This is a genomic window from Streptomyces sp. NPDC045287 (assembly GCF_056432325.1).
The window spans coordinates 20,715-39,491 of record NZ_JBWKJG010000021.1; the positions used below are offsets into that span (position 1 = coordinate 20,715).

Annotated in this window: 18 protein-coding genes; 8 read left to right on the plus strand and 10 right to left on the minus strand. The window is 73.6% G+C overall.

The genetic code is table 11. The features are described from left to right. Positions 1-9: 9 nt before the first annotated feature. From AC07D6_RS28130 to AC07D6_RS28145, 4 genes are read right to left on the minus strand one after another with little or no spacing between them, the layout of a single operon-like run. Positions 10-810 carry an ABC transporter permease gene (locus AC07D6_RS28130; protein WP_315878885.1) on the minus strand — a complete coding sequence of 267 codons (801 nt, stop codon included), beginning with the start codon at positions 808-810 and terminating at the stop codon, positions 10-12. Beyond that, the gene (locus AC07D6_RS28135) at positions 810-1,715 is read right to left on the minus strand and encodes an ABC transporter permease (RefSeq protein ID WP_479049128.1); all 906 of its coding nucleotides are present in this window, start codon (positions 1,713-1,715) and stop codon (positions 810-812) included. Before AC07D6_RS28135 ends, AC07D6_RS28130 begins: the two co-directional genes overlap by 1 nt. Positions 1,716-1,744: 29 nt before the next feature. Next, entirely contained in the window at positions 1,745-2,893 is a 1,149-nt protein-coding gene (locus AC07D6_RS28140; RefSeq protein ID WP_479049035.1) for an ABC transporter ATP-binding protein, read from the minus strand. Positions 2,894-2,944: 51 nt separating this feature from the next. After that, complete coding sequence (locus AC07D6_RS28145; RefSeq protein WP_479049038.1) at positions 2,945-4,192, minus strand: polyamine ABC transporter substrate-binding protein; 1,248 nt, start codon at positions 4,190-4,192, stop codon at positions 2,945-2,947. Positions 4,193-4,842: 650 nt separating this feature from the next. Here AC07D6_RS28145 and AC07D6_RS28150 point away from each other — a divergent pair. Continuing rightward, positions 4,843-5,391, plus strand: a complete 549-nt coding sequence (locus tag AC07D6_RS28150) for an NADAR family protein (protein WP_479049041.1) — start codon at positions 4,843-4,845, stop codon at positions 5,389-5,391. Between the two features lie 71 nt (positions 5,392-5,462). On the opposite strand, the gene AC07D6_RS28155 is transcribed toward AC07D6_RS28150, so the two are convergent. Both AC07D6_RS28155 and AC07D6_RS28160 read right to left on the minus strand, forming a co-directional pair. Beyond that, the gene (locus tag AC07D6_RS28155) at positions 5,463-5,954 is read right to left on the minus strand and encodes a DUF4190 domain-containing protein (protein WP_315878889.1); all 492 of its coding nucleotides are present in this window, start codon (positions 5,952-5,954) and stop codon (positions 5,463-5,465) included. Between the two features lie 50 nt (positions 5,955-6,004). Beyond that, the gene (locus AC07D6_RS28160) at positions 6,005-6,694 is read right to left on the minus strand and encodes a DUF4190 domain-containing protein (RefSeq protein ID WP_479049044.1); all 690 of its coding nucleotides are present in this window, start codon (positions 6,692-6,694) and stop codon (positions 6,005-6,007) included. 87 nt (positions 6,695-6,781) lie between these two features. Here AC07D6_RS28160 and AC07D6_RS28165 point away from each other — a divergent pair, with 87 nt between their 5' ends. Genes AC07D6_RS28165 through AC07D6_RS28175 form a run of 3 tightly spaced genes read left to right on the plus strand, consistent with a single transcriptional unit; the run spans position 6,782 to position 9,320 of the window. Further along, positions 6,782-7,807, plus strand: coding sequence for an adenosine deaminase (locus AC07D6_RS28165; RefSeq protein ID WP_315878891.1), 1,026 nt, complete (start codon positions 6,782-6,784; stop codon positions 7,805-7,807). A gap of 26 nt (positions 7,808-7,833) precedes the next feature. Next, positions 7,834-8,526 carry a glycerophosphodiester phosphodiesterase gene (locus tag AC07D6_RS28170; protein WP_315878892.1) on the plus strand — a complete coding sequence of 231 codons (693 nt, stop codon included), beginning with the start codon at positions 7,834-7,836 and terminating at the stop codon, positions 8,524-8,526. Continuing rightward, complete coding sequence (locus tag AC07D6_RS28175) at positions 8,523-9,320, plus strand: SAM-dependent methyltransferase (RefSeq protein WP_479049048.1); 798 nt, start codon at positions 8,523-8,525, stop codon at positions 9,318-9,320. The genes AC07D6_RS28170 and AC07D6_RS28175 overlap by 4 nt, the downstream gene beginning before the upstream one ends. A gap of 237 nt (positions 9,321-9,557) precedes the next feature. Here AC07D6_RS28175 and AC07D6_RS28180 read toward each other — a convergent pair whose 3' ends face one another. Beyond that, entirely contained in the window at positions 9,558-10,094 is a 537-nt protein-coding gene (locus AC07D6_RS28180; RefSeq protein WP_479049051.1) for a hypothetical protein, read from the minus strand. Between the two features lie 210 nt (positions 10,095-10,304). Further along, entirely contained in the window at positions 10,305-11,741 is a 1,437-nt protein-coding gene (locus AC07D6_RS28185; protein WP_479049054.1) for a gamma-aminobutyraldehyde dehydrogenase, read from the minus strand. A gap of 199 nt (positions 11,742-11,940) precedes the next feature. On the opposite strand from AC07D6_RS28185, the gene AC07D6_RS28190 reads away from it, so the two are divergent. From AC07D6_RS28190 to AC07D6_RS28205, 4 genes are all read left to right on the plus strand, one after another. After that, positions 11,941-12,447 (plus strand): Lrp/AsnC family transcriptional regulator, encoded by a 507-nt coding sequence (locus AC07D6_RS28190; protein ID WP_315878896.1) that lies wholly within the window; start codon positions 11,941-11,943, stop codon positions 12,445-12,447. Beyond that, positions 12,432-13,835, plus strand: a complete 1,404-nt coding sequence (locus AC07D6_RS28195; RefSeq protein WP_315878897.1) for an aspartate aminotransferase family protein — start codon at positions 12,432-12,434, stop codon at positions 13,833-13,835. Before AC07D6_RS28190 ends, AC07D6_RS28195 begins: the two co-directional genes overlap by 16 nt. Before the next feature lie 205 nt (positions 13,836-14,040). Next, a complete protein-coding gene (locus AC07D6_RS28200; protein ID WP_479049057.1) occupies positions 14,041-14,769 on the plus strand; it encodes an ABC transporter ATP-binding protein in 729 nt (242 codons plus the stop codon). Beyond that, positions 14,751-15,947, plus strand: coding sequence for a hypothetical protein (locus tag AC07D6_RS28205; RefSeq protein ID WP_479049059.1), 1,197 nt, complete (start codon positions 14,751-14,753; stop codon positions 15,945-15,947). Before AC07D6_RS28200 ends, AC07D6_RS28205 begins: the two co-directional genes overlap by 19 nt. Positions 15,948-16,100: 153 nt before the next feature. On the opposite strand, the gene AC07D6_RS28210 is transcribed toward AC07D6_RS28205, so the two are convergent. Together AC07D6_RS28210 and AC07D6_RS28215 are read right to left on the minus strand one after the other, a co-directional pair. Then, positions 16,101-17,126, minus strand: coding sequence for an ABC transporter ATP-binding protein (locus AC07D6_RS28210; RefSeq protein ID WP_315878900.1), 1,026 nt, complete (start codon positions 17,124-17,126; stop codon positions 16,101-16,103). 2 nt (positions 17,127-17,128) lie between these two features. Next, entirely contained in the window at positions 17,129-18,751 is a 1,623-nt protein-coding gene (locus AC07D6_RS28215) for an iron ABC transporter permease (RefSeq protein ID WP_315878960.1), read from the minus strand. Between the last annotated feature and the right edge of the window lie 26 nt (positions 18,752-18,777).

Genomic DNA, 18,777 nt, shown 5'->3' on the forward strand with positions numbered 1-18,777 from the left:
GTTCCGGTGCTACTGGTGTCTTCCCGTCCGTTTCCGGCGGGCGGTGAGCAGGTGTCCGGCGACGACGGCCAGCACCGCGACGACGGACATCGCCGTGCCGACGACGTTGATCTGCACGGGGGTGCCGCGCTGGGCCGAGCCCCACACGAACATGGGGAAGGTGACCGTCGAGCCGGCGGTGAAGTTGGTGATGATGAAGTCGTCGAACGACAGCGCGAAGGCGAGCAGCGCGCCGGCCGCGATGCCCGGCGCCGCGATCGGCAGGGTGACCCGCAGGAAGGTCTGCACGGGGCCGGCGTAGAGGTCCCGCGCGGCCTCCTCCAGGCGTGGGTCCATGGACGTCACGCGCGCCTTGACCGCGACGACGACGAAGCTCAGGCAGAACATGACGTGGGCGATGAGGACCGTCCAAAAGCCCAGCTCGGCGCCCATGTTGAGGAACAGCGTGAGCAGCGAGGCGGCCATGACGACCTCGGGCATGGACATCGGCAGGAAGATCAGCGCGTTGACCGCGCCGCGCGCCCGGAAGCGGTAGCGGACCAGCGCGAAGGCGATCATCGTGCCGAGCGCGGTCGCGCCGAGCGTGGCCCAGACGGCGAGCTGGAGCGACAGGGTGAGCGCGCCGCACAGGTCGGGGACGCCGCAGGGGTCCTTCCAGGCGTCCAGCGAGAACCGCTGCCAGGTGTAGTTGAAGCGGCCGTCGGGCCGGTTGAACGAGAACACCAGGACGACGACGTTCGGCAGGGTGAGGTAGGCGAGCGTGAGCAGGCCCGCGAGGACGACGAGGTGGCGTCGTATCCAGCGCAGCATCAGACCAGGTCCTCCGTTCCGGCCCGGCGGATGTGGACGGTGACCACGATCAGCACGACGGCCATGAGGAGGAACGACAGCGCGGCCGCGGTCGGGTAGTCGAGCACCCGGAGGAACTGGCCCTGGATGACGTTCCCGATCATCTTCGTGTCGGTCGACCCGAGGAGCTCGGCGTTGACGTAGTCGCCGCTCGCGGGGATGAAGGTGAGCAGCGTGCCGGAGACGACGCCCGGCATGGACAGCGGGAGGGTCACCGTGCGGAAGGTGGTGGCGGGCGGGGCGTAGAGGTCCCCGGCCGCCTCGTGGAGCCGCCCGTCGATCCGCTCCAGCGAGGTGTACAGCGGCAGGATCATGAACGGCAGGAAGTTGTACGTCAGTCCGCACACGACCGCGAGCGGCGTGGCGAGGACCCGGTCGCCCTCGGTCCAGCCGAGCCGGCTGGTCACGTCGAGGACGTGCAGCGCGTCGAGGGCCCCGACGACGGTGCCGCCGTCCGCGAGGATCGTCTTCCAGGCCAGCGTCCGGATGAGGAAGCTGGTGAAGAACGGCGCGACGACGAGGACGAGCAGGACGTGGCGCCAGCGGCCGGCCCGGAAGGCGATGAGGTACGCGAGCGGGTAGCCGAGCAGCAGGCACAGCAGGGTGGCGGTCCCGGCGTACAGCAGCGACTTCACGAACTGCGGGTGGTACTCGCGCAGGGCCTCCCCGTACGTCGAGAAGTGCCAGGTGACCCGGAACCCCTCCTCCAGGGAGCCGGTCTGCACGGAGGTGGACGCCTGGTAGACCAGCGGCAGGACGAAGAAGACCAGCAGCCACAGGACGCCGGGCAGCAGCAGCCAGTACGGGACGAGCCGCCGGCGCGCGGAGCGCCGCCGTGCGGCGGGGGCGGGGGCGGTCGTCGCCACCGCCCCGGGCGGGGTGCCGGTGGCGGTCGTCACGGGGCGTCCTCCACCGTCGGGGCGCCCGCCTCCGCGTCCTGTGCGGCGTCGAGGCCGAAGGTGTGGGCCGGGTTCCAGTGGAGGACGACCTCGGCGCCGGGGACGAGCCGCGGGTCGCGTTCGACGTTCTGCTCGTACACCTGGAGGCCGGTGCCGGCGGGGCCGTCGACGGCGTACTGGGTGGACACGCCGATGAAGGACGCGTCGGTGACGCGGCCGGTGACCCTGTTGCGGCCGGCGGGGATCGCGTCCGCGTCGTCGGCGTGCGCGAGCGCGATCTTCTCCGGGCGGATGCCGACGAGGAGCCGGCCGCCGGGGCGGGCGGGGACGGAGCAGCGGGCGGCGGGCAGCCGCAGCGCGCCGCCGCCGGCCGTGACGACGACGTCGGCGCCGGACTCGGCGACCTCGGCCTCGATGAGGTTGGAGGTGCCGAGGAAGTTGGCGACGAACGTGGTGCGCGGGTTGTCGTACAGCTCGGCGGGGGCGCCCAGTTGCTCGACGCGGCCGGCGTTCATCACGGCGACCGTGTCGGCCATGGTCATGGCCTCCTCCTGGTCGTGGGTGACGTGGACGAACGTGATGCCGACCTCGGTCTGGATGCGCTTGAGCTCCAGCTGCATCCGGCGGCGCAGCTTCAGGTCGAGGGCGCCGAGCGGCTCGTCGAGGAGGAGCACGCGGGGGTGGTTGATCAGGGCGCGGGCGACGGCGACGCGCTGCTGCTGGCCGCCGGAGAGCTGGTGCGGGCGGTGCCGGGCCCTGTCGCCGAGCTGGACGAGGTCGAGCATCTCGTCGACCTGGCGCTTGACGGACCTGACGCCGCGCCGGCGCAGGCCGAAGGCGACGTTCTCGTGGACGTCCAGGTGCGGGAAGAGGGCGTAGGACTGGAAGACGGTGTTCACCGGCCGCTTGTGCGGGGGGAGGCCGGTGACGTCGCGGTCGCCGAGCAGGACCGCGCCGGTGGTGGGCTCCTCCAGGCCGGCGATCATGCGCAGGGTGGTGGTCTTGCCGCAGCCGGAGGCGCCGAGGAGGGCGAAGAAGGAGCCCTCGGGGACGGTCAGGTCGAGCGGGTGGACGGCGGTGAACGAGCCGTACGTCTTGCTGATCCCGGCGAGGCGGACGTCGCCGCCGGTGTGCGTGTCGGTCATGGGTGGGGTCCCAGGGGGTCGGGGGCGGAACGGGGGCGGGCCGCGGTCGGCTCAGGCGCCGATGAGCTTGGCGAACTTCTCCTCGAACGCCGTCTCCTCCGCGCCGCTGAGGGAGCGGAAGGCGTGCGACTTCGCGGCCGTGGCCCGGTCGGGGAGGATCAGCGTGTTCGCCGCCATCGCCGGGTCGATCCGGGCGAGTTCCTCGCGTACGCCCTCGACGGGGCAGACGTAGTTGATGTACGCGGCGAGCCGGGCGGCGACGGGGGGCTCGTAGTAGTAGTCGATGAGCTTCTCGGCGTTGGCCTTGTGCCGGGCCCCGGCCGGGACGAGCAGGTTGTCGGTGGAGGTGAGGTAGCCGGCGGCGGGGATCGCGAACCTGATGTCGGGGTTGTCGGCCCGGAGCTGGATGAGGTCGCCCGCCCAGGCGAGGCACGCCGCCAGGTCGCCCTTGCTGAGGTCGGCGGTGTAGTCGTTGCCGGTGAAGCGGCGGATCTGCTTCGTGTCGACGCCCTTCTGGAGGCGGCCGATCGCCGCGTCGTAGTCGGCGGCGGTGACCGCGCCGGGGTCCTTGCCCATGTCGAGGAGGGTCATGCCGACCGTGTCGCGCATCTCGGAGAGGAAGGCGACGCGGCCCTTGAGCCGGGGGTCGTCGAGGAGCTGGGTGACGGAGTCGACCGTGCGGCCGCCGGTCGCCCTGGCGTTGTAGGCGATGACGGTGGAGATGCCGGTCCAGGGGTAGGAGTAGGCGCGGCCCGGGTCCCAGTCGGGGCGGCGGAACTGCGGGGCGAGGTTGGCGTACGCGGTGGGGAGGTTCGCCGGGTCGAGCTTCTGGGCCCAGCCGAGGCGGATGACGCGGGCGGCGAGCCAGTCGGTGAGGCAGATCAGGTCGCGCCCGGTGTCCTGGCCGGCGGCGAGCTGCGGTCTGATCTTGCCGAAGAACTCGACGTTGTCGTTGATGTCCTCGGTGTACCTGACCACGATCCCGGTCCGCTCGGTGAACTCCTCCAGCGTGGGGCGGCGCTTCTCGTCCTCGCTGACGTCGATGTACTGCGTCCAGTTGGAGAAGGTGAGCCGCCTCTCCGCGGCCGAGTGGTCGGTGGGGGCGGGGCCCTGGCCCTCCCGTCGGGCGGGCGGGATGCCGCAGCCGCTCAGCCCGGCGAGCCCGGCGAGGGCGAGGGCACCGGCGCCCTGGGCGCGCAGCAGGGAGCGGCGGGTGAGGGCTCCCCTGCCGTTCGCCAGGCTGCGCCGCATCGCGGCGCGTTGTGCCGCGGAGAGGCGGTCGGGCTCGTACTGCTCCATGCGCTGTGCCTTTCGGGAGGGGTCGGGCCGCCGGCCGGGCGGCGTGCTGCGGGCGTCGGGCCCCGGAGACCGTGCGGCGCCGGTCCTTCCCGGCGACCGCGGTGTTGTCGTGGATGACGTGTTTGACCTGCGTGTACTGCTCGAAGGAGTAGGTTGGCACGCCCTTCCCGGAGCCTGGCGCTCGGTGGTCCCCGTGGGGCGTCCCGCTGACGATCGGGACGGGGCCGCCGCCCGGGACGCGGCCCGCGCGGGCGGCGCGGGCGGCCCGGACGACGTGGACGGCGCGGGCGGCGACGGCCGCGTCCACGTCGGCGGTGCCGGCCGGTTCGTACGTGCGGGCCTCCTCGCCGCGGGCGGGGACGACGGGAGCGTGGGCGCGGCCCGGGGTGCCGGGCCGCGGGCGGCCCGCGGTGCGCCGCGGGTGCGCGGCGGGACGCTGCCCCGCTCCGCGGCGGTGGGGAAGCGGTCGTCCATGGACGCTCTCCGTTGTCCCGGCGTGAATGGGGTGCCGATCCTGGCAGAGGGCCACCCACCCAACAAGGGATTCCGTTGTTGCCTTTTGATTACGCGACGGATTCGGTCGACCCCGTGGCGTGCCGCGCCGGAAAACCCCGTACGGAGTGTCAGGGGCGGCTGCCATGCTGGCGTGCATGGAACGGCTGGAAGCGCTGATCGGGCGGGTCGGCAGGGGTGACCGGGTGAAGTACCTGCATTTCTGGGGGCACCGCCCGCGCCCCGACGGAAGGATCGGGGCGAGCTGCCTGAGCCAGTGGTGGCCCTCCCCGTTCACGGTCGACGGCGTCGTGTACGCGACGGCGGAGCACTGGATGATGGCCGCCAAGGCACGGCTGTTCGGCGACGCCGAGGCGGAGCGGAAGGCCGTCTCGGCGGCGAATCCGGCGCTCGCGAAGAAGGCGGGGCGGCTGGTGCGCGGCTTCGACGAGGCCGTCTGGGAGCGCGAGCGGTACGGGATCGTGGTGGCGGGCAGCCGCCACAAGTTCGCGCACCACCCGGAGTTGCTGGGCTTCCTGCTCGGCACGGGCGACCGGGTCCTGGTGGAGGCCAGCCCGGTGGACCGCGTGTGGGGGATCGGGCTCGCCGCCGACGACGAGCGCGCCCACGACCCGGCCCGCTGGCGGGGCCTCAACCTGCTGGGCTTCGCGCTGATGGACGCGCGCGAGGAGCTGCGCGGGCGGTAGTGCGGCGGGGTCGGACGCCGGTGGCCCGACACGCCGGGGGCGTGCCGGGCCACCGGGGCCGGACGGTCCGGTCAGGTGCTGGAGGCCAGGCCCATGGCGCCGGCGAACAGCAGCAGCAGGATGCCGGGGATCAGGACGGCCGAGATGATGCCCGTGATGAGGCCCGCCGTGGCCGCGCCCTTGTTGGTCGCCTCGCCGCGGTTGGCCTTGCCCCGGCCGACCGCGCCGAAGATGATCGCGAGGATGCCGAGGATCACGCCGATGAACCAGAGGAAGACGGTCAGGTTGCAGACGACGCCGATGATGCCGAGCACCAGGCCCGCGGTGCCCAGCCCGTTGCTGGGCTGCGGCACGGGCGCGCCGTAGACGGGCGCGGGCGCCGCGTACGGCGAGGGCTGCGGAGCGGTCGGGTAGCCGGCCGGGGACGGCGGAGCGGTCGGGTAGCCGGCCGGGGGCGGCGGAGGGGTGGCCGGTGCCGGGTACCCGTAGCCGGGCTGCGGCGGCTGGCCGGTGCCGTACGGGCTGGGCCCGAAGCCGCCGGGCTGCTGATACGGGTCGGACATGAGTGGTCTCCCCTCCGAGGAACGCGTCGGCCCATCGTAGGGCCCGACGATCACCTCGGGGCCGGGGTCCCCGGATCCGTGACGACCAGGGAGGTGGCGTACGGGTCGTCGTGGTTGCCGCCGTCGTCCTCGCGGTTCACGCCCTGGACGATCGCCCAGATCATGAGGCCCAGGACCACGGCGCCGAGCACGATGCCGACCGCGCCGGTGACGATGCCCGCCGTGGCCATGCCGCCGTTGTTCGCCTCGCCCCGCTGCACGCGCTTGCGGCCGATGATGCCGAAGACCAGGGCGAGGATGCCCAGGACGACGCCGAGGCCGTACAGGAAGCAGGTCACGAGCGAGACGATGCCGATGACCATGGACGCGATGCCCAGCCCGTTCGCCGGGCCGGGGCCCCACGCACCGGCGCCGCCGTACGTCCCGTACGAACCGGGGTAGCCCGCCGGCGCCGGGTAGCCGTAACCGCCCTGGGCGCCCGGAGCGGGCGCGGCGCCCGGCGCCGGGTAGCCGTACGGGCCGGGGGCGGGCTGCGCGGGTCCGCCGGGCGCGACCGGGGGCGGCGGCAGTCGGTCGCCCTCGGGGGGGCCGAAGCCGTCGGTGCGCATCGACGTCACCGTCGGCTGGTCGTGCGGCCCGGACGCCGGCGACGCGGCCTTGCCCAGGTCGATCCCCGGCAACTGGGCCGGCCGGCTCTCCGGCGGCGCCCAGGGGTCGTTCCGCTCGCTGTTCTCTGACATGAGGCTCCCCCATCGTGTCCGAACATGCTAACGACCCGCCTACGATGATCCGTGACCAGGGACGGCCCACACGCACGGAGGACACCGATGACCGATCTGCGCCCCTTCATCGCGGGCTTGCCCAAGGCGGAGCTGCACGTCCACCACGTCGGCTCGGCCTCGCCCCGCATCGTCTCGGAGCTGGCCGCCCGCCACCCCGACTCGAAGGTGCCCACGGACCCCGAGGCGCTGGTGGACTACTTCACCTTCACCGACTTCGCGCACTTCGTCGAGGTCTACCTGTCGGTCGTCGACCTGGTCCGCACCCCCGAGGACGTCCGGCTGCTGACCTACGAGATCGCCCGCGACATGGCGCGGCAGAACATCCGGTACGCGGAGTTGACGATCACGCCGTACAGCTCGGTGCGGCGCGGGATCGACGAGAAGGCGTTCATGGCGGCCATCGAGGACGCCCGCACCGCCGCCGAGACCGAGCTGGGCGTGATCCTGCGCTGGTGCTTCGACATCCCCGGCGAGGCCGGTCTGGAGTCCGCCGAGGAGACCACCCGCCTCGCCGTGGACCTGCGGCCCGAGGGGCTCGTGTCGTTCGGCCTCGGCGGGCCGGAGATCGGCGTGCCGCGCCCGCAGTTCAAGCCGTACTTCGACCGGGCCATCGCCGCCGGCCTGCACTCCGTGCCGCACGCCGGCGAGACGACCGGCCCGCAGACCGTCTGGGACGCGCTGACCCACCTGCGCGCCGAGCGCATCGGCCACGGCACGAGCGCCGCGCAGGACCCGGCGCTCCTCGCGCACCTCGCCGAGCACCGCATCGCCCTGGAGGTCTGCCCCACCTCCAACATCGCCACCCGTGCCGTCCCCGACCTCGACCGGCACCCCATCAGGGAGATGGTGGCCGCCGGGGTCCTCGTCACGATCAACTCCGACGACCCGCCGATGTTCGGCACCGACCTGAACACCGAGTACGGGGTCGCCGCCCGCCTCCTCGGACTCGACGAGCGGGGGGTCGCCGCCCTCGCGAAGAACGCCGTCGAGGCGTCCTTCCTGGACCCGGCCGGCAAGGCCCGGATCACCGGGGAGATCGACGCGTACACGGAGCAGTGGCTCGCGCTCTGACCCGCCCCGCGCCGACAATGGGTCACATGCGCACCGTCACCGCCGTGGGGCACCGGGGCGACCCGTACCGGGTCCGTGAGAACACGGTCGCGTCGATCCGCTCGGCGCTGGCCCGCGGCGCGGACGCCGTGGAGATCGACGTACGGCTCACCTGGGACGGCGTCCCGGTCCTCCTCCACGACGACACGCTGCGGCGGCTCTGGCGCGTCGACCGGCCGCTCGCCGCGCTCGGCTTCGCCGAGGTGCGGGAGCGGACCGGCCCGGAGGGCGTGCCGACGCTGCACGAGGCGCTGGCCGCGGCGGCTCCGCACCGCGTGATGATCGACCTGCCCGGCGCCACCGAGGCGTCCGTGCGCGCCGTCGTCGGCGCCGTCCACGAGTGCGACGCGGAGGACCGGGTCTTCTACTGTTCCAGCGCGCCCGCCATGCTGCTCGTCCGCGCCGCCGACCCGGCCGCCGAACTGGCCCTGACGTGGACGACGCTCGCGCCGGTCCGCCCCGTGCTCCTGGACGCGCTGGCCCCGCGCTGGCTCAACTACCGCTTCGGGTTGGTGAGCAGGGCGCTGGCGGACCGCGTCCACCGCGACGGGCTGCTCGTCTCCGCGTGGACGGCCGACACGCGCAGGACCATGCGTAAGCTGATCGCCAACGGGGTGGACTCGATCACCACCAACCGCGTGGACACGCTCAACGCCGTACTGACGGGAGCCCGTACGTGACGTCCGACCACATCGACCGGATCCGCACCGACGTCGCACACAACGCACGCGTGTGGAACTACTGGCTCGGCGGCAAGGACAACTACCCCGTCGACCGCGTCGTCGGCGACCGGGTCGCCTCGCTCCACCCGAGCATCGGCGAAGTCGCCCGCGCCGACCGGGCGTTCCTCGGCCGCGCGGTGACGCACCTCGCGGCGGAGGCCGGCATCCGGCAGTTCCTGGACATCGGCACCGGCCTGCCGACCGCGGACAACACCCACGAGGTCGCCCAGCGCGTCGCCCCCGACGCGCGGATCGTGTACGTCGACAACGACCCGATCGTGCTCACCCACGCGCGCGCCCTGCTCACCGGCTCGCCCGAGGGCGCCACGGAGTACGTCGACGCGGACGCCCACCGCCCGGAGGCCATCCTCGACGCGGTGGCGCCGACCCTGGACCTGGGGCGGCCGGTGGCCGTGATGATGCTCGGCATCCTCAACTTCGTCCTCGACACGGACGAGGCCCGGCGGATCGTCCGGACCCTGATGGCCGCCGTCCCGTCCGGCAGCCACCTGGTGCTGACCCACCCGACGACCGACCCGGAACTGGGCGGCGAGGGCAACGTGGAGGCGATGGCGTTCTGGAACGCCAACGCCACGCCGCCCATCACCGCCCGCAGCCGCGAGGAGTTCGCGTCGTTCCTCGACGGACTGGAGGTCCTGGAGCCGGGCATCGTGTCCTGCGCCGACTGGCGGCCCCGACCCGGGCAGGGGGGCGTGGTCGCCCAGTTCGGCGCCGTGGCCCGCAAGCCTTGACGGGCGTACGGGCGTACGGGCGTACGGGCTCACAGGATCACGGCGCCGGCGGCGGGCGGGTCCCGTGGCGCGGGGCGGACAGCCGTCGGGGACGGCGCGGTCGGCGCGGGGCGGGCGCCTGCCGGGGGACGGCGCGGTCGGCGCGGGCCGCCCGGGGCCCGTCCGGTGCCCCGGTGCGCTCGGCCGGCTCCCCCGGCGCCGAGGGTCGGGAGGCGGGCGCGGTGACCGGCCGCCGGATCACACGGGCAGCGTTCGGCGTACCGTCATGACCGGTTCCGTCAGGGCTTCCAGCCGCTTGATCTGACGGCGCACCACCAGCAGCGGGACCACCCCGAACACCCCGAACGACATGTCGATCAGCGACCACCAGACGGGGATGTCGCGGATCGGGCCGCAGATCAGGGCGAGCGGGACGATCCCGGCGCAGGCGATCATCCCGAAGTCGACCACCCAGATGTTGCGTACGGGGTCGCGGTACGGGCCGTAGAAGGCGACCGCGATGACGAGGTGCGCGAAGGCCAGCCAGTCCGTGCCGTAGAGCAGGAACGGGTACCGGGAGTCGGCGGTGTCCAGGCCGGCGCGGACGCGCTCGATCCACTCCAGCAGACCGGGGAAGGCGTCGGCGACGGGCGACGCCCAGCCGGTCAGCGCGTCGTGGGCCAGGCGCATCTCGGTGACGAGCGGGAAGGCGGTCGCCCCGCTCAGCACCAGGCAGACGATGAAGAACACCAACCACACACGGATCCGCCTCAGAAGGGCGTTCTGCTCGGTCATGTCCGCAGCGTACGCCCGTGTTCACCGCCCCTTCGCCGGAGCCCGGCGGCCTTCCGCGCGAGCGTGTGCGGGAAGACGGCGGCGACCGCGGCCCGGACGGGGCGGGACCGCCCGCACCGGGGGAACGACCGTCCGCGGGAACGACCGTCCGCGGAAACGCCCGGAGGGCGGCCCCCCGCACGGGTCCGCCCTCCGGTCGGTCGCGAAGCGTCAGCTCAGCGAGGTCATCACGTGCTTGATGCGCGTGTAGTCCTCGAAGCCGTACGCCGACAGGTCCTTGCCGTAGCCGGACTTCTTGAAGCCGCCGTGCGGCATCTCGGCGACCAGCGGGATGTGGGTGTTGATCCAGACGCAGCCGAAGTCGAGGGCCTTGGACATGCGCATCGCGCGCGCGTGGTCCTTGGTCCAGACGGAGGAGGCGAGGGCGTACTCGACGCCGTTCGCGTACTCCAGCGCCTGCTCCTCGTCGCGGAACGACTGGACGGTGATGACGGGGCCGAAGACCTCGTTCTGGATGATCTCGTCGTCCTGCTTGAGGCCGGAGACGACGGTCGGCGCGTAGAAGTAGCCCTTCTCGCCGACGCGGTGGCCGCCCGCCTCCACCTTGGCGTGGGCCGGGAGGCGGTCGATGAAGCCGCTGACCTGCTTGAGCTGGTTGGCGTTGTTGAGCGGGCCGTACAGCGCGTCCTCGTCCTCGGGCGCGCCGGTCCTCGTGTCGGCGGCGGCCTTGGCGAGGGCGGCGACGAACTCGTCGTGGATCGACTCGTGGACCAGGACGCGGGTGGCGGCCGTGCAGTCCTGGCCGGCGTTGAAGAAGCCGGCGACGGAGATGTCCTCGACGGCCTTCTCGATGTCGACGTCCTCGAAGACGACGACCGGGGCCTTGCCGCCCAGCTCCAGGTGGACGCGCTTGACGTCCTTGGCGGCCGACTCGGCGACCTGCATGCCGGCGCGTACGGAACCGGTGATGGAGGCCATCGCCGGGACCGGGTGCTCGACCATCGCCCGGCCGGTGTCGCGGTCGCCGCAGATGACGTTGAAGACGCCCTTGGGCAGGACCGTCCCCATGATCTCGGCGATCAGGACCGTCGAGGCGGGCGTCGTGTCGGACGGCTTGAGGACGACGGTGTTGCCCGCGGCGAGGGCCGGGGCGAACTTCCACACGGCCATCATCATCGGGTAGTTCCACGGCGCGACCTGGGCGCAGACGCCGATCGGCTCGCGGCGGACGATGGAGGTCATGCCCTCCATGTACTCGCCCGCGGAGCGGCCCTCCAGCAGCCGCGCGGCGCCGGCGAAGAAGCGGATCTGGTCCACCATCGGGGGCAGTTCCTCGGTCCGCGTGAGGCCGAAGGGCTTGCCGGTGTTCTCGCACTCGGCGGCGATCAGCTCCTCCGCGCGCTCCTCGAACGCGTCCGCGATCTTCAGCAGGGCCTTCTGGCGCTCGGCCGGGGTGGCGTCCCGCCAGGCGGGGAACGCGGCGGCGGCGGCCTCCATGGCGGCGTCCACGTCGGCCGGGCCCGAGAGCGGAGAGGTGGCGTAGACCTCCCCGGTGGCGGGGTTGACGACGTCGATGGTCCGTCCGTCGGCGGCATCCCGGAACTCGCCGTTGATGTAGTTGCGCAGACGACGCAGTTCGGTGGTCACGTGGCCACCCTCCTGTCGATTTCGGTGTCCGTGGTCACCCTCCGGCCCGGTGGTGCTGTCCGGTGGGTGAGACACCCAGCCTAGTCGCTGATGCCACGCTTTCGACAGGCCCGACGCTCCAGAACTTCGGATTCAGTGAGATCGACAACCACAAACAACGGATTCCGCCATTCTGAGGTTGCGAAACCGACGGGTCTCGGTGCAGAGTGAAGGTGTGGCCAGTCGAAGCGCAGACTCCAGGACCAACAGTGGATCGTCCCCCGCGATCGACGCCGTGTCCCTGGCGATCATCGAACAGCTCCAGGAGGACGGGCGCCGTCCCTACGCCGCCATCGGCAAGGCCGTGGGCCTGTCGGAGGCGGCCGTGCGGCAGCGCGTCCAGAAGCTCCTCGACCAGAACGTGATGCAGATCGTCGCCGTCACCGACCCGCTCACCGTGGGCTTCCGGCGGCAGGCGATGCTCGGCATCAACGTCGAGGGCGACGTGGACCCGGTGGCCGACGCGCTGACCGCCATGCCCGAGTGCGAGTACGTGGTGATGACCGCGGGCTCGTTCGACCTGATGGTGGAGGTCGTCTGCGAGGACGACGCCCACCTGCTGGATGTGATCAACAAGCGCATCCGCACCCTCCCCGGCGTGCGCTCCACCGAGAGCTTCGTCTACCTCAAGCTCAAGAAGCAGACCTACATGTGGGGAACCCGATAGCCGTGAGCAACTCCCGCAGCGACCTGTCAAAGTCCGCCTACGACCACCTGTGGATGCACTTCACCCGCATGTCGTCGTACGAGAACAGCCCCGTCCCGACCATCGTCCGCGGCGAGGGCACCTACATCTACGACGACAAGGGCAAGCGCTACCTCGACGGCCTCGCCGGCCTGTTCGTCGTCCAGGCGGGCCACGGCCGCACCGAGCTCGCCGAGACCGCGTACAAGCAGGCGCAGGAGCTCGCGTTCTTCCCCGTGTGGTCGTACGCCCACCCGCGCGCCGTCGAGCTGGCCGAGCGCCTCGCCCACCACGCCCCCGGCGACCTGAACAAGGTCTTCTTCACCACCGGCGGCGGCGAGGCGGTCGAGACCGCCTGGAAGCTGGCGAAGCAGTACTTCAAGCTCGTCGGCAAGCCGACCAAGCACAAGGTGATATCCCGCGCCGTCGCCTACCACGGCACGCCGCAGGGCGCCCTGTCCATCACCGGCCTGCCGGGCCTGAAGGCCCCCTTCGAGCCGCTGGTCCCCGGCGCGCACAAGGTGCCGAACACCAACATCTACCGCGCGCCCTCCTTCCTCGACGACGGTTCCGGCGTCTCCCCGGAGGCCTTCGGCCGCTGGGCCGCCGACCAGATCGAGCAGCAGATCCTCTTCGAGGGCCCGGACACCGTCGCCGCGGTCTTCCTGGAGCCGGTGCAGAACGCCGGCGGCTGCTTCCCGCCGCCGCCCGGGTACTTCCAGCGGGTCCGCGAGATCTGCGACCGGTACGACGTGCTGCTCGTCTCCGACGAGGTCATCTGCGCCTTCGGCCGCCTCGGCACGATGTTCGCCTGCGACAAGTTCGACTACGTGCCGGACATGATCACCTGCGCCAAGGGCATGACCTCGGGCTACTCCCCGATCGGCGCGTGCATCATCTCCGACCGCCTCGCCGAGCCGTTCTACAAGGGCGACAACACGTTCCTGCACGGCTACACCTTCGGCGGCCACCCGGTCTCCGCGGCCGTCGGCCTCGCCAACCTCGACATCTTCGAGCGCGAGAACCTCAACCAGCACGTCCTGGACAACGAGGGCGCGTTCCGCGCGACGCTGGAGAAGCTGCACGACCTGCCGATCGTCGGCGACGTGCGCGGCAACGGCTTCTTCTACGGCATCGAGCTCGTGAAGGACAAGCACACCAAGGAGTCCTTCAACGAGGAGGAGACCGAGCGCGTCCTGTACGGCTTCCTCTCCAAGGCGCTGTTCGACAACGGGCTGTACTGCCGCGCCGACGACCGCGGCGACCCGGTCGTCCAGCTCGCCCCGCCGCTGGTCTCCGACCAGTCGACGTTCGACGAGATCGAGCAGATCCTCCGGGCCACCCTCACCGAGGCCTGGACCAAGCTCTGACCGGTCGACCGATCGGACTTGCCCTGGCCGATCGGGCCGTACGTCGGCCGGCCGCGGCCCGGATTCACCCATGCGGGTGCATCCGGGCCGCGGCCGTTTCCCGTTACGGTGCCATCCCGTTGGGGCCCGCCGAGCCGCGTGTTATGTTCCGACCGGTTCGGGGGGACTCCAGAAGGCTCCGAGCTGATCCGATGGGATGAGAGACATGGTGGCCCCGCCCGACAACGACGTGCTGTGGGCGCGTTCCCTGCACCACACGCACAACGGCTCCCCCGCGCTCAGCGGCGTCTCGCTCGGCGTTCGCGAGGGCGAGATCCTCGCCGTCCACGGCCCGCGCGGGTGCGGAAAAACGACACTGCTGCGCTGTCTCGCCGGCCAGACCGCCCCCCAGGAGGGCGAGGTCTGGTTCAACAGTGCCCCCGTCCACACCATGAGCCCGCTCCAGCGGGAACGGCTCCGCCGCGACCGGTTCGCCTGGATCGACCCGGAGCCCACCCTCGTGCCCGAGCTCACCGCCTGGGAGAACGCCGCCCTGCCCCTGCTGCTGCGCGGCACCCCCCGCCGGGCCGCCAAGGCCGCCGCCCTCGAATGGCTGGAGCGGCTCGACATCGGCGCCTGCGCCAAGCGGCGGCCTCGCGCCCTGCTCCAGGCGCAGCGCCAGCGCGTCGCCGTCGCCCGCGCGCTCGCCGCCGAGCCCGCCGTCCTCTTCGCCGACGAGCCCACCGCCACCCTGCACAGCGCGGAGGGCGCACAGGTGCTGCGCACCCTGACCGCCGCGGCGCGCTCGCACCGCATCACCGTCGTCCTCGCCACGTACGACACGCAGGTCGCCGCCCTCGCCGACCGTGTCGTCGCCCTGCTCGACGGACGGCGCGTCAACGCCCCGAGGACCGCCGAGGTGGAGGGGCGCGACGCGTGCTCGCTCTCCGTCTAGCCCGCGGCGCCCACCCCTTCCTCCTACTGCGGCTGCTGGTCGCCGCGGCGTCGGCGGGGGCGGGCTTCCTGCTGCTGTGCGCCCTCGGGCACGCCGTGGCGCACCCCGACCGACCGTCCGCCTCCGTGCTCCGGCTCGCCTGGTGCGCCCTGCCGCTCGCCGCCGCCGTGCACCTGGCGGTCGCCGTGGCGCGCACCGACCCGAGCACCCGCCCCCGGCCCGGGCTCTCCTCCATCGGGCTCGGCCCGGCCCGGCTGACCGCCATCGCGGCGGCGTCGACCGCCGCCGCCTGCACGCTCGGCTCGGTGCTCGCGCTCCTCGTCTCCCTGCACCTGCGCGGCGGCCTGCCCGGCCTGCCGTTCGGCGGGGCCGGCGCCGACCTGCTGGGCGGCGGACGGCCCCTGCCGGTGCCCGCCGCGCTGACCCTGCTCGCACTCGTCCCGGTCGTCGCGTCCACTGCCGTCACGCTGGTCCTGCGCCCCGGCCGGGAGCGCACCGGCGGGCGGCGGGCCGCCACCGGGGCGGACACCGACGCCGCGCCCCCCGCCGCCCGCGACCCGTTCGACCCGGTGACCGCGCCGGCCGGCCTGCCCTGGGGCGTCGCCCTCATGGCGGCGGGCCTGGCGCTGGAGCTGTACGGGGTGCGCGGCACGGGCGACGCGCTGCCGCTGCCGGGCGGCGTGCCCGGCAGCCCCGTCCCCGCCCTGGCCGGCTGGGCCCTGGCCACCCTGGGCCTCGCCGTGACCGGACCGGGCCTCACCCACCTGTGCGGACGACTCCTCCAGGCGTACCGGCCGGGCGCGGCGCGGCTCCTCGCCGGCCGCGCGCTGATGGACGAGTCCCGCCGCGTCGGCCGGCCCCTCGGCGTGCTGTGCGCGGTCGTCTCCGCGGGGATCGCGGCGAACACCCTGTACGCGCAGGCCGACACCCGGCCCTTCGGCCCGCTGTCCGGACTCGGCGCGACCCTCGTCCTGGCGTGTGCGTCGGCCGCGCTGCTCACCGCCGCCGTGGAGACCCGGCAGCGCCGGGCCGGCACGGCCGCCGCCCTGCTCCGCCTCGGCGCCCCGGCGGGCCTGCTCCGCTCGGCCGCGCTGCTGCGCGCGGCGACCCTGCTCGCCGCCTTCGCCCCGCTGACCTGGCTGGTGGCCGCGCTGACGGCACTCCCCCTGCGCCCCTGACACGGTGGGCCCGGCGGGCCCCGAGAGGCGGGGACCACGCCCCGTGGGGGGCGGTCGTCGCGTACCGGGGCTCCTCGGCGTACGGGACGGCGCCGGGGCGCGCGACGGAGGCGCACCCGGCGCGGACACGCCGCCCGTGCGCGGTGCCGCCCGTCAGCCGAGGACGACGACCTCGTCCGGGGCGAACGTGGCGCCCACCGCCGCGCCCTGGTCCGGGGCGTCCCGCAGGGCGCACTCGGCCTCCAGCACGGGGGCGTCCGCGTCGGCGGGCCGCAGCAGGACCGCCACGTGGTGGCCGCGGAACGTGCGCCCCTCGACCGTGCACCGCAGCCCGTGGGCGGGGTCCCCGAGCCGTACGCCGGCGGGCCGCACCAGCAGCCGGGCGGCGCCCCGCGGGGTGCCGGGCGGAACGGGGACCCTGCCCCACACGGTGTCGGCGGCGTCGCCGCTCACGGTCGCGGCGACCACGTTGTCGAAGCCGAGGAACCGCGCGACGAACTCGGACGCGGGGCGCTGCCACACCTCCAGCGGCGTGCCCGCCTGGGCGATCCTGCCCTCGTGCATGACGACGACCCGGTCGGCGAGGGCGAACGCCTCGGCCTGGTCGTGCGTGACGGCCAGCACGGTCGTGCCGAGCCGGCCGAACAGGCCGCGCAGCTCGGTGACCAGCCGCTCGCGCAGCCCCCGGTCGAGCTGGCCGAGCGGCTCGTCCAGCATCAGCAGCCGCGGGCTGGGGGCGAGCGCCCGGGCGAGGGCGACGCGCTGCTGCTCACCGCCGGACAGGGCGGCGACGGACCGGCGTCCGGCGCCCGGCAGGCCGACGAGGTCCAGCAGTTCCGCCACCCGCGCGGCCCGCTCGGCGCGGGGCACGCCGCGCATCCGCAGCCCGAACGCGACGTTCCCGGCCACGTCCCGCTGCGGGAACAACTGGTGGTCCTGGAACATCAGGCCCACCCCGCGCCGGTGCACGGGCACGCGGGCCTGGTCGGCGCCGGCCAGGAGGACCCGGCCCGCGTCGGCCCGCTGGAGTCCGGCGACGACCCGCAGCAGGGTTGACTTGCCGCTGCCGCTCGGCCCGAGGACGCAGACGATCTCGTGCTCGTCGACCGACAGGTCCACCGCGTCGAGGGCCGTGCGGGCGCCGAAGCGCACGGTGACGCCGTCCAGGTGAAGCAGCATCGTCAGAACTCCCCCCCGCGGTCCGTGCGGACGCGTTCGAGCAGCAGGAGCGCGGTCGCGCACACCGCCATCAGGATCGTGGACAGGGCCATCGCCTGGCCGTAGTTGAGCTCGCCGGGCCGGCCGAGCAGCCGCGCCACGGCCACCGGCAGCGTCGGGTGGTCGGCGCGGGCGATGAACACGGTCGCGCCGAACTCGCCGAGCGACACGGCGAACGCGAACCCGGCCGCGACGAGCAGCGCCCGCCGCACCATCGGCAGGTCCACCTCCCGCCACGCCCGCAGCGGCGACGCCCCGAGCACCGCCGCCGCCTCCCGCAGCCGCGCGTCGACCGCGCGCAGGACGGGCAGCATCGTCCGTACGACGAAGGGCACCCCGACCAGGGCCTGGGCGAGCGGCACCAGCATCCACGACGAGCGCAGGTCCAGCGGCGGCTCGTCCAACGCGACGAGGAAGCCGAAGCCCACGGTGACGGCGGACACGCCGAGCGGCAGCATCAGCAGCGCGTCGAACGCGCGCACCAGGCGGCCGGCCCGCCGGGTGAGGGCCGCCGCCGCGAGCCCGCCGACGACGACGGCGATCGCGGTCGCGGCGAGCGCGAACCGGAGGGAGTTCCCGACGGCCTCCAGCGGCGGGACGGCGAACGTGCCGCCGCTCGCCTCCACCGAGCGCAGCGCCCGGTAGAAGCCCAGGCCGCCGGAGGCGTCGAGGGACCGGGCGACGAGCACGCCGAGCGGCAGCAGGAGCAGCAGCGCGATCGAGGCGAGGACCCCGCCGAGCAGCGCCCACTGCCCGGCGCCGCGCGGCCGGTGCGCGGTGCCCGCCGGGTCGACGAGCCGCAGCGCGGTCTCCCGGCGCCGCACGGTCCAGGCGTGCACGGCGAGGACGGCGGCGACGGCGGCGAACTGGACGAGGGTGAGGACGGCGGCGGTCGGCAGGTCCAGGAGCTGCGCGGTCTGCCGGTAGATCTCCGCCTCCAGCGTGCGGTACGCGGGTCCGCCGAGGATCACGACGATGCCGAAGGAGGTGTACGTGAAGAGGAACACCATCAGCCCGGCGGCGGCCACCGCCGGGCCGAGCGCGGGCAGCGTCACCCGCCGCCAGGCGGCGAGGCGGGACGCGCCCAGGACCCGCGCGGCCTCCTCCTGCCGGGGGTCGAGCTGCGCCCACAGCCCGCCCACGGTGCGGACGACGACGGCATAATTAAAGAAGACGTGCGCGAGGAGGATCGCCCAGACGGTCGTGTCGAGGCGGACGCCCCACAGCCCGTCGAGGAGCCCGCCGCGCCCCAGGAGCGCCAGGAACGCGGTGCCCACGACCACGGTCGGCAGCACGAACGGCACGGTGACCACCGCCCGCAGCACCTGCTTGCCGGGGAAGTCGAAGCGGGCGAAGACGTACGCGCCGGGGAGCGCCACGAGGAGGGTGAGCGCGGTGGAGGCGAGCGCCTGCCAGGTGGTGAACCACAGGACGTCGAGGACGTCCGGGCGGGCCAGCACCTCGCCGAGCCGGCCGGGCCGCCAACCCTCGTCCGTCCTCAGGCCGCGCCCGACGATCGTGGCGACGGGGTAGGCGAAGAAGACGGCGAAGAACGCGGCGGGCAGTACGACGAGCGCACCGCGCACCGCGCCGCCCCGCGCGCGTGCCGCGC

Coding starts and splice junctions, on each gene's coding strand:
- AC07D6_RS28150 (WP_479049041.1), top strand. CDS start 4,843: ATGGAACGGCTGGAAGCGCTGATCGGGCGGGTCGGCAGGGGTGACCGG.
- AC07D6_RS28180 (WP_479049051.1), bottom strand. CDS start 10,094: ATGACCGAGCAGAACGCCCTTCTGAGGCGGATCCGTGTGTGGTTGGTG.
- AC07D6_RS28130 (WP_315878885.1), bottom strand. CDS start 810: ATGCTGCGCTGGATACGACGCCACCTCGTCGTCCTCGCGGGCCTGCTC.
- AC07D6_RS28200 (WP_479049057.1), top strand. CDS start 14,041: ATGGTGGCCCCGCCCGACAACGACGTGCTGTGGGCGCGTTCCCTGCAC.
- AC07D6_RS28210 (WP_315878900.1), bottom strand. CDS start 17,126: ATGCTGCTTCACCTGGACGGCGTCACCGTGCGCTTCGGCGCCCGCACG.
- AC07D6_RS28145 (WP_479049038.1), bottom strand. CDS start 4,192: ATGGAGCAGTACGAGCCCGACCGCCTCTCCGCGGCACAACGCGCCGCG.
- AC07D6_RS28155 (WP_315878889.1), bottom strand. CDS start 5,954: ATGTCCGACCCGTATCAGCAGCCCGGCGGCTTCGGGCCCAGCCCGTAC.
- AC07D6_RS28165 (WP_315878891.1), top strand. CDS start 6,782: ATGACCGATCTGCGCCCCTTCATCGCGGGCTTGCCCAAGGCGGAGCTG.
- AC07D6_RS28160 (WP_479049044.1), bottom strand. CDS start 6,694: ATGTCAGAGAACAGCGAGCGGAACGACCCCTGGGCGCCGCCGGAGAGC.
- AC07D6_RS28140 (WP_479049035.1), bottom strand. CDS start 2,893: ATGACCGACACGCACACCGGCGGCGACGTCCGCCTCGCCGGGATCAGC.
- AC07D6_RS28170 (WP_315878892.1), top strand. CDS start 7,834: ATGCGCACCGTCACCGCCGTGGGGCACCGGGGCGACCCGTACCGGGTC.